The following is a 13,327-nucleotide window of genomic DNA, read 5'->3' on the forward strand; positions in this document are numbered from 1 at the left end:
TTATACTCCTTCCTTCTCTAGCTGCAACAGTTGAGAACGATCCAAGGCAAGATTCACAAGGCTCTGCTCTCGAATTCTCAAGGATCGGCCATCATTAAGCGCATCTACGATTAACCTTACGCCGGCGGCATCAATGGTATAACGAATAATATTGCCCAGAATGGATATCGAATGGACAGTACCCTCAACGATTTGCTTATCTTCACGCGATGCTTCACTCAATGTGTCCGCACCCACCAATAGTAACGCCTCAGGCCGAATGGCGAAGCTATCCCCATCACCATTCGCCTTACCGAATAATTGCAGTACCTCGGGACGAGTCAACACGTTATAGCTTCCCATGAACTGGGCGACAAACTCTGTGCGTGGAGTTGTATACAGTTCTTCCGGAGTACCCTGTTGAACGATGCTTCCCTTATTCATCAGGCATACCCGATCGGATAAAGTTAACGCCTCCTCCTGATCATGAGTCACGAAGATCGTTGTTATATTGAATTTCTTCTGAATCTCACGAATTTCCGACCGCAGGTTTTTTCGGATTTTCGCATCCAGAGCACTAAGCGGCTCATCCAACAGGAGAACCTTAGGCTTAACTGCAAGTGAACGGGCGAGCGCGACGCGCTGCTGTTGACCTCCCGACAGCTGCTGGGGATAAGCATCCCGTTTTTCTCCAAGATCAATAAGTTCCAACAATTCAGCAGATCTTTTTCGTCTGGCTTCCTTGGAAGCTCCTCTCATTTTCATCCCGTACTCTATATTTTCTCTGACCGACAAATTCGGAAACAGAGCATAGGATTGGAATACCATGCCGATCTCACGGCTCCGGGGCGGCAGGTTCACGATGTCCTTGCTATCAAGCAAAATATGTCCGCCATCGAGGTCCGTCAGGCCGGCAATGCAGCGCAGCAGCGTACTTTTTCCACAGCCGGATGGACCGAGCAGCGTAACGAGTTCTCCCTCACGGATATCCAAATTCACATTATTAAGCACCGGAGTATCCCCGAATTGTTTGCGGATGCTTTCAAGCCTCAAATATGGTTTCATCCTGATATCCCCTTGTTCACTTTTTTGCCCAGCTTCATTAGGATCATAGACAGCACCAGAATAAACAAAAAGTAGGAAATCGCAATGGCACTGGCCAAATGCCCGTTTTCGTTGACCCTTTGATACAGATAAACCTGGATGGTCTGAATATGCCCGCCAACCAACATGTTCGTTAGAACGAATTCACCAAATAATACGGAGAACGATAACAATGTAGAAGTAACGATCCCTGGCCAAATATTGGGCATAATTACGGTTATGAAAGCTTTCAATCGACTGGCGCCTAGCATCTCAGCCGAGTTAACCAGTTCAACCGCAGACACAGTTAATAGACTGTTACGAATCCCTTGATACATGTAAGGCAAAATAATAATGAAATACGCACCGATCAAAATATACGCTGTGCCTGCAATAGGGATCGGCCCCGAGGAATAGGCCCGAATCAACCCTACCGCTGCAACGACGCCGGGCACGGCATAAGGTAGGACAACAACTCCCTTCATGAACGACTCCAGCTTGGGCAGATAAACGGTAATAATAAACACGGCTGGCAGCATAACGGCGAGGCTCAGCGCCACACTAATGATGCAGAGATATAGCGAGGTCCATAGGGCTTCCATAAACCTAACATCCTGAAGCATCTCCTTGAACCAGGACAGCGTCCAGCTCTCCGGCAGGATCGTTGCCTGCCATTCCTTCGCGAACGCATAAATCAACGTAGCAAGCAAGGGAAGCAGCAAATAAACCATCAAGAGGAGCATTAGTGATCGATGGCCCCAGCTTGCCTTCTTTCTATGGGTTTCCATTACAGTTCCTCCTTCACTGCCGAGGACTTAAGCTTGGGAAATATCCGCAGGCTCCTGGTGTTCTTTGTTGTAAATCCGGATTGAAGCATCTTTGAACGCTGTGTCATTTTATGATTAAGATACACTGCCAGCAGCGTCGATAAAGCCAGTATAACCGCGAGTGCATTGCCGAGCTGCGGCTCATTGACCACATCCCCCGCGACCAATGATCCTATCCGAACTGCAAGTAAATTGTAATTGCCTCCAACCAAGGCATAGGCTGTTGCGTATGCCCCCATCCCGTTAGCGAACAAAATTCCCAACGTACCGAAAACAGCAGGCGTCAAAATAGGCAGCCCGATCGTTCTCCAAAACTGCCATTTGCTTGCGCCTAACAGGGAAGCCGCTTCCTTCCACTGCTCCCGAATCCCGTAAAAGGAAGGGTACAGCAGCAATAAAGCAAGAGGTATCTGAAAGTACACATAAACCAGAACAAGTCCTGTCCAGCTATATAAATTGAAATCGGCGAACACGCTCCAGCCCCACTGCTTAAAGAGCAACGTAAACACCCCATTGCTGCCAAGCAGAATAATATAAGCGAACGCAAGCGGAACACCAGCAAAATTCGATGTCATATTAGACAGCATCAACAACCGATCCCGCATCTTTGGCGAGAATCGCGTAATCGAATAAGCGCAAATCAGTCCGGCTGCAATGCCAATCACGCTAGAAAAAATGGAAATCAGCAAACTGTTCTTAATCGCTTTCAAATAAAATTCGCTATGGATAATCCTCGAATAATAATCAAGCGTAAAGCCCGAACCGTTCCCTTGACTAATGCTTCCCGTCACCATCGACAGGATTGGAGCTAACTGAAACAGGACGATCATCACTACAAAAGGGACTAGCCCCAGTAAAAACCATCGATTCCTACGCTTCATGCCCTCACTCTCCTTCTTGTAAAAAGGGGCGTCGTTCGTCTGAAGACGAAGACGCTCCACCTTTAGGCCTGCTCATTAGTTCATATGAACAAGCACGCGTTCCTGCCAAAGCTGCGGAAGAGTCTTCGCGGTTTCTTCCCATACCTTGTAATCGTTAACCGGCTTCACGTTGGTATAAGCTTCCGCAGACAAAAGCTTGGCGGCTACCTCTTCAGGAAGCTGTACGCTGTCACGGATCGGTCTCGCATAACCTTTAGCCAGGTTAATCTGGCCTTCGTCGCTCAAAATATATTCACGGGCAAGCTTGGCGGCATTCGGGTGGGGAGCATATTTGTTGATAATCGTTGCATAACCGCTGACAACACTGCCCTCTTTAGGAATAGCTACGCTGAATTTATCCGCACCCAATTGATCCTTATAGTTGAGAGCGTTAAAGTCCCATAACAGCGTGACTTGAACCTCGCCCTTCTCAATGTTGGCCAGTGAAGCTTCTGCATTGGACAGACGACCCTTCTTCGCAAGCTCTTCGAAGTAAGCTATTCCCGGCTCGATGTTCGATTCATCGCCGCCATAAGCCATTGCTGCCGCCAATACGGCCATTTGCGCTTGTGCTGCCTTCGTTACATCGCCAACAATAATTTTATAGTCGCCGTTCTTGAGATCCTCCCAGCTTTGCGGTGCCGATTGAACAAGCTGTGTGTTCGTAAAGATCGAGATAGAGCCCTGGTAGCCAACGATCCAGTGGCCTTCATTATCCTTAGCCCAGTCCGGAATTTCATCCCAATAGGAGGTTTTATAGGCCTGCGTAACCCCCTTATCAACCGCAACCGGTCCGAAGGCAATACCTACGTCACCGATGTCGGCAGTAGGCTTGTCCTTCTCCGCCTCAAATTTCGCGATTTCCTCTGCACTCGACATGTCCGTATCTGTGTGTGTAAGAGAATATTTGCTCTTCAGATCCTCCCATGTATCCTTCCAGTTCGCCCAAGAATCCGGCATGCCGACGCTTACAACAGAGCCTTCTTCCTTCGCCTTGGCTTCCAGATCGGCTACTGAAATTTCTTCCGCAGCAGGATTAGCGCTCGTATCTCCGCTTGTAGTTGCTTCTTTGCTGTCTGTACCTCCACAAGCAGCCAGCATCAAAACAAATAAGCTTAGAACAAGACCCAATGCTAACTCTTTCTTCAACCAATATTTCATGTTTTTTCGCACTCCCTGTGAATTAATGTGGGTTTATCATATATTTACGTTGTTTTTAACCCTCTTAAAGTATAGAAATTGACTGTTTCCGCGGGATTAACTAAAGTGATTACATTTATTAATTGCCGGTAAAAGAAGCAGGTTTTGTATTAGAAGCATAAAAGGAGTGTTAAAAGAGAAGGCGCCAGGAGTTGAAACCGCAACATTAAACTTAGTCACTTAAGTCAAAATGGCATAAAACAACAATGTTGTGATGACCTCGGCAATAAGAAGTTTTTTTCACTCATTCAAAAAAAAGAAACCCTGAAGGGCATGAAGCCAGTCAGGGTCTTACGGTATTAGGGCTTGTCTCTCTGGATTCCTTTTGATCAATTTTACGCATTAAGCCGAAGCTTGCGCTTCAAACGGGTTGCGAATACTTCCAATAATATTGCAAATAACAGCATAAAATAAGTAATAATACCGACTTCTCTCAGATCGTAATAGAATACGCTCGCCATAAACATATCATATCCGATTCCGCCTGCACCCGCTGCAGCACCCATCGCAACCGCTACGGTAAAATTAATTTCAAATCTTAAAAACGTCCAAGAAAGCAGGTAAGTCATCGATGAAGGGAGCACTGCCTGAAATACGATCTGCCACCAAGTGGCTCCGCTCGCCTTCAATGCTTCGATCACTCCGTCATCCATCTCCTCGAACGATTCGGAGTAAGCTTTGACCAAATATCCGATAGAATGGAAGCTCATACCGATAACTGCTGCTACGCTCCCGAGTCCGGCGGCTACGGCAAAAATCAATACCCATAGCACCGTCGGAACCGCTCGGATGACGGCAATAATACCTCTGATATTAGAAGTTGTTTTTGACGCCAAATTCCGGGCGGCAACCAGGGCCAGAAAAAGTGAAATCGCGGCTCCTAACATTGTTGTCAGGATGGCCAGCCCAATCGTTATGAATAGCTTGGAAATTAATTCAACAAAAGTAAAGTGACTAAAATGCGGCTCCAAAAACATCGTTAGAAACGTCTGCCCTGTCAAGACAATGCCATCAAACACATGTATTCCTTTATAATCAAAAGTAAAAAAGCCCAGTAGGGTCACCAACACCAATACAAGCAGCGTCATTCGGATAACCAGCGTTGCCTTGTTGAATGATTTCACCTTGATTTTCGTTTCGGATCGGGTAATCATTACAGGATCACCCTCCTGACGTAATTTGATAACCATTCTATCAAAAGTATCGCGATGACAATGACAACTACGACGAGACTGGCCGCATGGTAATTCAAACTTTTGTAGTACAAATCAAATGCGAAGCCTATGCCCGTTCCGGTGAGGATGCCTACAAGCGTAGCCTGACGTATGTTGGTTTCAATCGCAAACAACACCCAACTAATCATCTGTGGCATGGTAGATGGAACGACCGATTTAAATACGATTGAGAAATATCCTGCACCAGTAGCTTTAAGGGCCTCAACTGGACCGCCGCTTACTTCATCAATGGTTTCCATAAAGGCCCGGGTCAAAAAGCCAAATGATCCGAAAAACAACGCGAAATATCCAGTCATCACATTCTGTCCGAAAGAGAAAAGCAGAATCATTGCCCACGCTGAAAAATCAATGTTACGGAAAACGATTGCAATCCCTCTGCTAATCACTCCGAGAAACACATTGAATCGGGTCGTGTGAGCGCCGAAGATAGCGAACAGGAAAGCAAAAGCTCCTCCTGTCACAGTTGCGGCGACGGATACGAGCAGCGTCTCCCTTATTTTCTGCAAAATGTCAGGGAGCTTCTCGAATGATTCTACATTCGGGTAGAAATTCGTAAAGCCCCAGACAATCGCCTTCGGAATAGAGGTGAAACCCTTAACCGGATCATATTCTGTAATGACGCCAGCCACGAAAGCAATAATAATCAAGAGTCCGAAGTATGCAAGAAAATTCATCCTTTTTCTTAGAAAAAAGTTACCCAGCATTTTCACCTCCGAGGTCAAACAGAAGATCTCCCGTTTCGGAGCCGTAGATATTGTGGATCATATCTGAAGTCATTTCTCTCGGCACTCCGTCATAGATGATTCTTCCCTTGTTTACCCCGATGATTCGATCGGAATATTTTAATGCAACATCCACCTGGTGAAGATTCACGAGTACGGTAATCCCCAGTGTAGTCGATATTGTTTTAAGATAATCCATAATGGTTTTGGACGCGTTCGGGTCCAAAGAAGCAATTGGTTCATCGCAAAGCAAGAGCTTAGGCTCTTGCACCAGTGCCCGGGCAATACCTACGCGCTGCTTCTGACCGCCGCTTAGCTGATCGGCTCTCTTGTAGATTTGGTCCTGCAATCCGAGCATGGCCAATATTTCTACAGCTTTCTTCTTTTCCTCTTCGTTGTACAAACCCAGCATACCGGCCAGTGTCGACTTATAGCCAAGCCTGCCGTGCAGCACATTCTCGATAACGCTGAGTCTGTTTACCAAATTATAATGCTGAAAGATCATGCCGATCGTTCTTCTGACTTGCTTCAACTGCTTTTTACCCAACTTTGTAACGTTCACATTCTGGAACACAACTTCTCCGCTGCTTACCTCTATCATCCGATTGATGCATCGAAGGAGAGTGGATTTCCCCGCTCCCGATGGTCCGATGATGGAAACAAATTCGCCTTCTTGAATGCTGAAGCTGACGTCGGACAAAGCTGTGCTCCCATTGCCATATTTCTTCGATACCCGTCGCACTTCCAATAATGCTTTCATTTGTTTTCCCCTTTGATGCGATTAGTTGGACAATTCTCTGATCGGGTTAAACCATGCGTCATCAACCGGAAGCAGTTTCTCGTCTCCGGATTTCGCGAAAATGCCTGAAAACCCGGAATCCTTCGGAACGAATACTTTCGGATTATTTGTAACTTCGTCAGAAGTCAAAGCCGCGAGCAGTTTGTCCACCGTAGCTTGATCCACGTTGTCTGTATTCACTACGAATGGAGAGTTCAACACCGGAGTAACCGAAATCAGTTCAAACTCTTCTCCCTTGAATGCATTGAACGGTTCTTCAGCATCGTCCTTCACTTTGTAAACGGCTCCCGCTTTGTTCTCCTCGCCGTCTACCCGTTCAACATAGTTATTTACGCATGAATCGCAAAACGCCGCTACATCTGCTTTGCCGTTCAGCAAGTTAACTGCGGAACCTTGATGGGAGTTGCCGTAAAGCACTTCACTGAAAAATTTTCCATTGCCGCCTTCCAGCAGGTCATCGGCTTTCAGTTCTTTATACGAATCCATTTTGCTGAAGTATCCTACGATACCGGACGATGGTACTTTAAAGCCGGAAGTGGAGCTTGTGGACACGAAGGACATTTTCTTGCCGGCAATCGGATCGATTTTAAATCCGTCACCATCCTTGTATTCGTCTTCGTTGCCTTTCTTAACAGCCAGCCAGCTGTAGTAAACTGCATCGTCCAATGTTCCTGATGATCCGCTCGGTACGACAAGCGGCAAAACTTTTTCGTTTTTATCGTGAGCTTCGATATAACCTTGAGGACCAAAGAACGCGAGATCGGCGTTGCCGTTTGCAATCGCTTCAATCGTAATAATATAATCGGTTGTCGTCTGATGCTTTACTTGCTTGCCGGTCGCTTCTTCGATCACCTTACCGATTTCATCGCGAGCTTCTCCAAGATCGGCGCCGGATTCATTCGGTAGCCATGCAATGGTAAGCGTGTCGCTGCCAGCCGAATTGGACGAACAACCAGCAAAAATCGTTACTATAACTAAAGCCAGGATAATAGACAACAATTTTTTCACAATAGTCACCTCTTCTAATTTAAACTGATTAAGTTAGCCTAATTAGCAATGCCTCGCAATTAATACAATATAGATTACATGTTATATAGGAATTAACTTATATGTTTACTTTTATTAAGAGGAGTAATAATTCCCATTTATTAAATAGCGCTAAAAATTCCGTTCTGCATGTTGTATTCGCGATGACACAAATTTTTCATGAACTCAAGATCATGGAAAATCCCCAGCATCGTTGTCCCTTCGCGCATCAGCTGTTCCAGCAATTCTCTGACCTTGATCTTGGAAGCATTATCGAGGCTTGCCGTCGGCTCATCCAGCAGCAGCAGCCTCGGATGCTTCACCATCGCTCTGGCTATGTTAAGCCTCAGCTTCTCTCCCCCGGAGAATGTTGCAGGGTAGCTGTCCCACAAATATTCATCCAGTTCGAAGTGGGCCAGCATATGTTCTGCCTCCTGCTTCGCAAAGTCTTCCCCGTTTCCCATCTCGACAATGGCCTGCTCTACCAGCTCTCTTGCGGTTGTGCGGGGCATTGCATTTAAAAATTGAGACACATATCCAATTTCATGTTTCCGCAAATAGACCATTTCCCGTTCCGATGCCTCTGCTAAATTCATCCGGCCAAATCTCTTCGAGATGTACCAGATGCTGCCTTCGTTGATGACATATGTGCGATAAATACTTTTCAAAATTGTCGATTTCCCGCTTCCGCTCTTCCCGGTTATTCCGACAAATTCGCCTTCCTGCAGCTCGAAATCAACACGATCAATGGCTTTAATATGTTTATCCAGATTGTGAAGCATAAAGGATTTAGACAAATTATGAATGCTCAGTATAGGTTCCACTAAATTCCACCCCCGGTTTAACGGTAATTGGTTTTTTGAATAAGTCTTCCATCGACGAACACCGCTGTAATTACCGGAAAGTTCGGTTCAATTTTTTCGATAATTAACAAGTCTGCTGTCTTGCCTTCCCGAATCGAACCAAGCTCATGATCCAGCTTGATCGCTTTGGCAGGATTCAGCGTAACCAGCTTAAACATCTCGACCAGATCCATGCCGTGCTTGCGGTTCATTTCAAATACGGCGTGCAGCAATGCGGCCGGGTAATAATCACTGCACAGAATATCGATGCTACCCGCCCGGATCGCCTCCGGCGCAGATAGATTTCCGCTATGCGAGCCGCCCAGCAGCACGTTCGGCGCGCCGGCAATGGTAAACATTCCGTTCTCCTTCGCCTTCAATGCAATCTCAAGCGTGATCGGGAACTCACTGATCACTGCGCCAAAGCTTTGGACAAGCTCGAGCTTCTCAAGCGAATCGTCATCATGCGAGGCAATCGTAATCTGATGCTCCCGGGCAAATTGCGCAAGTTCCCGGATGCCGTCGATTGTAAGCTTCTCTTTCTGCTGATGCCTTTCCAGAATCTGTGCGATCTCTTCATCGCTCTTATTGCTGTAGCCCTTGACCGTAGCACGGTATATTTCCAAGTTTCTGTATTGTCCCTGACCCGGTGTATGATCCATAAAGGATAATAGATGCACTTTCTTCTCTGCGATAAAAGTTTTCAAATTCGCGATCTCTTCAACGTTGTCGATTTCAAGCCGTGCGTGGAAGCGGTGGCGAACCAGATGCTTGCTGTGATGGGTTTTATCGATAATATCAATTAACTGCTTTACGTTTTCCGTTTCACGGATCGGCTTATAAGCATACTCCGTGTCTTTAAAGAGGGAAAGCGAATGATACATGGTCGTGATGCCATGCGTAATCAATTCCTTCTCCGTCTCCCTAACGCTTAAATGAAAGTCCATTAAGGATGTCGGTCTGGGAGCTGCCATATGCTCAATGTAGTCGGAATGCAAGTCAATGAAGCCCGGCGAGATATATCCGCCTTCGGCGTCAATCACCTGAATGGTTTCATCCGGATTGAATTCTCCTTGTTTAACCACTTTTTCAATGCGGTTGCCGGCGATCAACAGATCGAACCCTTCCAGTATGGCTTCCTCCGTTATGATTTTTCCACCCGTGATGAGATACATATTTCCCCCTACTTTCATCTGTTGTCTGCCGATTATAACAGCGAGTGAACCAATTGCTGCGTATACCGATGCTGCGGGTCCTCCAAAATCTGATCCGTCAGACCATACTCTATGACCTTGCCATCCAGCATGACCATCGTCCGGTCGGCCAGCATCCGGATGACGCCAAGATCATGCGAAACGATAATCATGCTGATGTTCAGCTCTCTTTGCAGCTTTTTAATCAAGTCAAGCACGTTTGCCTGCACCGAAAGGTCAAGTCCGGTTGTGACCTCATCCAATAGCAGAATCGGCGGGTTGTTCGATAGCGCCTTTGCGATTTGCACGCGCTGCTGCATGCCTCCCGAGAAATTTTTAGGCGGTTCCTTCATCCGGCGGATTGGAATATTCACATGCTCCAGCAGCTCGCGGCCTCTCGCTTCCATCGCTCCGACATTTCTGCCACCGGCTGCGATCAGCTTCTCCGCAATATTGCCGATTGACGAGAAGCCCATCCGCAGGCCAAGTATCGGATTTTGATACACCTTCCCCAGCTGATGATTGCGAATATAACGCTTTTGTTGTGAGGACTCCTCGAATATGTTAGCCTCGCCGTTCTTGTAGCTGGCAATAAGGGCCTCACCTTCGGTAACCTCCTGATCGAAATACAAGCATTGCATCAGAGTAGATTTCCCGCTCCCGCTTTCCCCGACGATACCGAATACTTCCCCGGGATACAGATCGAACGAAATGTCACGGCATGCGTATACGGTGCCGCATGTCGGACAGTAGTTTTTAATTAATGAATCCGATTGTCCCGAGCTACAATGAATACAGCCGGGTCCGAATTGCTTGCTTAAGTGGTTAACAGATAATATCGGCCGGTCAAAATCATCCATGTTGTATTACCTCCTATACATTTTGCTGCGTTTTTAGGTTTGCCGGAAAATTAATGATTCGCCGGTCGAGCGTTTAATCGGGAGATACAATAGCTGGTATCATTGCATTGATGATACGTCTCCCCTGTTCCCTCATCGATCAGTTCATCCAGAAACACTCCTGTAGCTCCGCACTGCCAGCAGCTGGCTCCCTCAAAGCTTTCGGCCTCGAACGGATAATCGTCAAATGCCAAAGATACGACCTTTGTGAATGGAGGAACGGCGTAAATCTTCTTCTCCCGGCCTGCGCCAAGCAAAATCAAAGCTTTCGAATAATTCATTTTCGGATTATCAAAGCGCGGAATCGGGCTAGGGGCCATCACGTAGCGGTCCTGCACCATGACGGGATGGTCCGCGCCTGTGGACATATGGCCGTACTTCATAATTTGCTCGAACAGCATCAGCCATGCGCCGCTGTATTCCTGCTCCGCATGCAGCCGCTGTGTTACGAACTCGCTTGGCTCATAATAACGAAGCGGCTCAGGCAGCGGAACCTGCAGGATCAAAATCTGATGCTCCTTCAGGGGAACTTCCGGAATACGGTGCCGGGATTGAACGACAGTTGCGTCCTCCGTGTCATCCACGGTTCGCACCCCTGTTGTCTTGGTAACCAGTTTCTTGATATTGACTGCGTTCACCGATTCGTCCGCCCCTTGGTCAATGACCTTCAGCATATCCTTCTTACCGATCAGGGACAGGGTGAGCTGCAAGCCGCCGGTGCCCCAGCCCCGGCCAATCGGCATTTCCCGTGAGGCAAACGGCACCTGATATCCCGGAATCGCGATTGCCTTTAGTGTCGACCGTCTAATTTCCCTTTTGGAGCCCTCGTCAAAAAAAGCAAAATTGTAAGCGATATTCATTCGCTCATCTCCTCCTCCGCACCAGATTTGTCTGCCTTTTTCGTCTTCCGCGCACTGTCCAGTTTCGATTGAAAGGTGACGTAATGCGGCATTTTGAGGTGGGACACAAATCCTGTTGCCTCAACGGAATCAATATGATAGAGCACAAACTCTTGATTTTCGGTAGGAAATTCGGGATTCGTGCTGCCAAGAGTGTTATCCAATATCCCCATGGCTATCGCTTTGGTCTCGTTCTGTCCATAGCAAATGCCGTAGCCGATCTCAAGTTCAATCTCCTTCTTGCCATGCTCTTTCTTGACCGTAACCGGAATGAGCATTTCCACCTCAGTGACTTTGACATTGCCGATAAAATAAGCGTCGTCCGGGTCAAGGCTGCCTACCGGATTATCTACATAGACGGGCAAATCTCCGACACGGAGCTCTCCGACCGTCGGGTGCAATTGACCGTAGCCCCGCAGAGAGGCGTAAGCGAAAGAAGTAACGGTTCCTGTCTGCCCCCTCGTCAGTACCTGTAACCTTTCGCTGCGGCTGGCCGGAAACTTCAGGCTCTTGCGCGTCACGTCATCCGGTTCCCGATCATCATTCTCGCAATCCGCAAGCAAGCCCTCTTTCCGCAAATAATCCAGCACCTTCGGCAAACGTTGCAAATCCGTTTTGTCCATATCCTCTGCAGACGTATCCTGATTTTCGAAATCCGCCAGCCAGCCCATAACTTCTTCTTCGGTTTCATTCATAAGATCGAAATCGATTAATCTATGGATAAAATCCGTCGTAGCACCTAAAATTTGACCTCCGGGAATATCTTTAAAGCTTGCCGAAATCCTGCGTTCCACCTGCATGTCATCGGAATGAATCGTTCTGGAATAATGTTTGCGGGGCAATGTGGAGCGATAAGCCCTCATCAGAAATACAGCTTCCTCCGGATTGCCTTCCGCCTGCTTAATAGAGATCGCCGCCAGTATTTCGCTGTAGAGGCTGCTCTCCGACATAACCTGATCAATCAGCCCCCTCATACCAGACTCAATAGAATCGACCTCCAGCACCATGCCCTTTTTTACCCGCTCGTATTTCAAGCGCCGGATCGATTCCTCGATAGCCATCGTTCCGCCTTTGACTGCTACATAACCCATTAATTGTTCACCTTCTTACTGATTTGAGTGGTCCGCGGCAAACATAACGTCCGGGAGTCACGGTCGACAAAGATCATATCAACGCCCAATGGATACTCGATGTTTCTCAAAGCACGCTCATCCAGCCAGCTTCCCCGGCTTTCGCTTCCACAGGTGGAAACCTGCACGTGATGTGTGTCTTCAATACCCGGTCCGGACAGAACCAGTCCATTGTCATTCGTAATCTGCTCCGCCTCTACGATAAATGTCGCCGATGCATGAGGATGGATCAAATCGCCCGCTTTGGCTTTACGTATCGCCTCTTCTAACTGGAATGAATTCGCATCGTTAAGCACAAAAATGAAATCAGCTGCTGCCGTTTCTGCTGCCTTCGCATACGTCAACTGGTTGAACAGCCTGACAATCTCTTCTTCCTTTTCCGAAATAATCTTGAAGGTCACTTCCGTATCGAGCAGCACTGCCGCCAGCAGCACTGTCGCATCAAAACAGTTCAATTTCAGTCCAACTTTCCCTGCAAGCTCACCAAGCTCGCTGATCAGTCCGGGTCTGGACATCGAATCCATCAGTTTTCTGTACGCAAGCTGCGTATCATGCACGAGATCTAGTTTCATC

At 47.4% G+C, this 13,327-nt stretch carries 14 protein-coding genes; all 14 read right to left on the reverse strand.

Annotated features, from left to right (window positions below):
• The gene (locus tag PGL02S_RS02420) at positions 1-1,044 is read right to left on the reverse strand and encodes an ABC transporter ATP-binding protein (protein ID WP_036642336.1); all 1,044 of its coding nucleotides are present in this window, start codon (positions 1,042-1,044) and stop codon (positions 1-3) included.
• The gene (locus tag PGL02S_RS02425) at positions 1,041-1,850 is read right to left on the reverse strand and encodes an ABC transporter permease (RefSeq protein WP_036642335.1); all 810 of its coding nucleotides are present in this window, start codon (positions 1,848-1,850) and stop codon (positions 1,041-1,043) included. The genes PGL02S_RS02420 and PGL02S_RS02425 overlap by 4 nt, the downstream gene beginning before the upstream one ends.
• On the reverse strand, positions 1,850-2,770 hold the full coding sequence (locus PGL02S_RS02430; RefSeq protein WP_006211081.1) for an ABC transporter permease: 921 nt from the start codon (positions 2,768-2,770) through the stop codon (positions 1,850-1,852). The genes PGL02S_RS02425 and PGL02S_RS02430 overlap by 1 nt, the downstream gene beginning before the upstream one ends.
• A gap of 75 nt (positions 2,771-2,845) precedes the next feature.
• Positions 2,846-3,970 carry an ABC transporter substrate-binding protein gene (locus tag PGL02S_RS02435; RefSeq protein ID WP_036642333.1) on the reverse strand — a complete coding sequence of 375 codons (1,125 nt, stop codon included), beginning with the start codon at positions 3,968-3,970 and terminating at the stop codon, positions 2,846-2,848.
• Positions 3,971-4,344: 374 nt separating this feature from the next.
• Positions 4,345-5,163: a PhnE/PtxC family ABC transporter permease gene (locus PGL02S_RS02440; RefSeq protein WP_235187432.1), complete on the reverse strand. Its 819-nt coding sequence runs from the start codon at positions 5,161-5,163 to the stop codon at positions 4,345-4,347.
• Entirely contained in the window at positions 5,163-5,948 is a 786-nt protein-coding gene (locus PGL02S_RS02445) for a PhnE/PtxC family ABC transporter permease (RefSeq protein ID WP_036642330.1), read from the reverse strand. The genes PGL02S_RS02440 and PGL02S_RS02445 overlap by 1 nt, the downstream gene beginning before the upstream one ends.
• Positions 5,938-6,726 (reverse strand): phosphonate ABC transporter ATP-binding protein, encoded by a 789-nt coding sequence (phnC, locus tag PGL02S_RS02450; protein ID WP_006211085.1) that lies wholly within the window; start codon positions 6,724-6,726, stop codon positions 5,938-5,940. The genes PGL02S_RS02445 and phnC overlap by 11 nt, the downstream gene beginning before the upstream one ends.
• Positions 6,727-6,747: 21 nt before the next feature.
• Positions 6,748-7,773, reverse strand: coding sequence for a phosphate/phosphite/phosphonate ABC transporter substrate-binding protein (locus PGL02S_RS02455; protein ID WP_036642328.1), 1,026 nt, complete (start codon positions 7,771-7,773; stop codon positions 6,748-6,750).
• Positions 7,774-7,913: 140 nt separating this feature from the next.
• The gene (locus PGL02S_RS02460; RefSeq protein WP_036642327.1) at positions 7,914-8,615 is read right to left on the reverse strand and encodes a phosphonate C-P lyase system protein PhnL; all 702 of its coding nucleotides are present in this window, start codon (positions 8,613-8,615) and stop codon (positions 7,914-7,916) included.
• A gap of 17 nt (positions 8,616-8,632) precedes the next feature.
• Positions 8,633-9,808, reverse strand: coding sequence for a phosphonate metabolism protein PhnM (phnM, locus tag PGL02S_RS02465; protein WP_036642326.1), 1,176 nt, complete (start codon positions 9,806-9,808; stop codon positions 8,633-8,635).
• Between the two features lie 32 nt (positions 9,809-9,840).
• On the reverse strand, positions 9,841-10,686 hold the full coding sequence (locus tag PGL02S_RS02470; RefSeq protein ID WP_036642323.1) for an ATP-binding cassette domain-containing protein: 846 nt from the start codon (positions 10,684-10,686) through the stop codon (positions 9,841-9,843).
• Between the two features lie 50 nt (positions 10,687-10,736).
• Positions 10,737-11,585: an alpha-D-ribose 1-methylphosphonate 5-phosphate C-P-lyase PhnJ gene (locus PGL02S_RS02475; RefSeq protein ID WP_036642322.1), complete on the reverse strand. Its 849-nt coding sequence runs from the start codon at positions 11,583-11,585 to the stop codon at positions 10,737-10,739.
• Positions 11,582-12,715: a carbon-phosphorus lyase complex subunit PhnI gene (locus tag PGL02S_RS02480; RefSeq protein WP_036642321.1), complete on the reverse strand. Its 1,134-nt coding sequence runs from the start codon at positions 12,713-12,715 to the stop codon at positions 11,582-11,584. Before PGL02S_RS02480 ends, PGL02S_RS02475 begins: the two co-directional genes overlap by 4 nt.
• Positions 12,715-13,326 (reverse strand): phosphonate C-P lyase system protein PhnH, encoded by a 612-nt coding sequence (gene phnH / locus PGL02S_RS02485; RefSeq protein WP_036642319.1) that lies wholly within the window; start codon positions 13,324-13,326, stop codon positions 12,715-12,717. Before phnH ends, PGL02S_RS02480 begins: the two co-directional genes overlap by 1 nt.
• Between the last annotated feature and the right edge of the window lies 1 nt (position 13,327).

This window comes from Paenibacillus glucanolyticus NBRC 15330, from assembly GCF_004000885.1.
In the GTDB taxonomy this organism is placed as follows: domain Bacteria; phylum Bacillota; class Bacilli; order Paenibacillales; family Paenibacillaceae; genus Paenibacillus_AQ; species Paenibacillus_AQ glucanolyticus.

Coding starts and splice junctions, on each gene's coding strand:
- PGL02S_RS02445 (WP_036642330.1), bottom strand. CDS start 5,948: ATGCTGGGTAACTTTTTTCTAAGAAAAAGGATGAATTTTCTTGCATAC.
- PGL02S_RS02475 (WP_036642322.1), bottom strand. CDS start 11,585: ATGAATATCGCTTACAATTTTGCTTTTTTTGACGAGGGCTCCAAAAGG.
- PGL02S_RS02425 (WP_036642335.1), bottom strand. CDS start 1,850: ATGGAAACCCATAGAAAGAAGGCAAGCTGGGGCCATCGATCACTAATG.
- PGL02S_RS02480 (WP_036642321.1), bottom strand. CDS start 12,715: ATGGGTTATGTAGCAGTCAAAGGCGGAACGATGGCTATCGAGGAATCG.
- PGL02S_RS02420 (WP_036642336.1), bottom strand. CDS start 1,044: ATGAAACCATATTTGAGGCTTGAAAGCATCCGCAAACAATTCGGGGAT.
- PGL02S_RS02435 (WP_036642333.1), bottom strand. CDS start 3,970: ATGAAATATTGGTTGAAGAAAGAGTTAGCATTGGGTCTTGTTCTAAGC.
- phnM (WP_036642326.1), bottom strand. CDS start 9,808: ATGTATCTCATCACGGGTGGAAAAATCATAACGGAGGAAGCCATACTG.
- PGL02S_RS02440 (WP_235187432.1), bottom strand. CDS start 5,163: ATGATTACCCGATCCGAAACGAAAATCAAGGTGAAATCATTCAACAAG.
- phnH (WP_036642319.1), bottom strand. CDS start 13,326: ATGAAACTAGATCTCGTGCATGATACGCAGCTTGCGTACAGAAAACTG.
- phnC (WP_006211085.1), bottom strand. CDS start 6,726: ATGAAAGCATTATTGGAAGTGCGACGGGTATCGAAGAAATATGGCAAT.
- PGL02S_RS02430 (WP_006211081.1), bottom strand. CDS start 2,770: ATGAAGCGTAGGAATCGATGGTTTTTACTGGGGCTAGTCCCTTTTGTA.
- PGL02S_RS02470 (WP_036642323.1), bottom strand. CDS start 10,686: ATGGATGATTTTGACCGGCCGATATTATCTGTTAACCACTTAAGCAAG.